This window comes from Staphylococcus sp. EG-SA-15, from assembly GCF_017151895.1.
Taxonomy (GTDB): domain Bacteria; phylum Bacillota; class Bacilli; order Staphylococcales; family Staphylococcaceae; genus Staphylococcus; species Staphylococcus aureus.
Window position 1 is genome coordinate 1 of record NZ_JACVZN010000121.1, and the last position, 250, is coordinate 250.

Below are 250 nucleotides of genomic sequence, written 5' to 3' on the forward strand. Positions count from 1 at the left end.
GATATGTGATGCATTTAGGTGTTGCTTGCCAATACCCGCAATTAGCACATCATAATTTCTTTTTTACGGAAAATGCTTATCTCAATTATCAACAAGTTTTTCATGAAAAGGTATTGCCAGATGATCCAGGTAAGTATCGCGGGGAATACATTTTTTCTAAACGTTTAAAGTCTTTTGTATCCATGTTAATAAACGCCCCATTTATTTTTCTCTATTTTGTAGCATATCACAATATTTTTGAAAATAAAAT

1 protein-coding gene is annotated in these 250 nt (G+C 31.2%); it reads left to right on the top strand.

The window, feature by feature from the left end:
• On the top strand, nucleotides 1-250 hold a 250-nt coding region (locus IDG64_RS14630; protein WP_206171372.1), incomplete at both ends, for a hypothetical protein.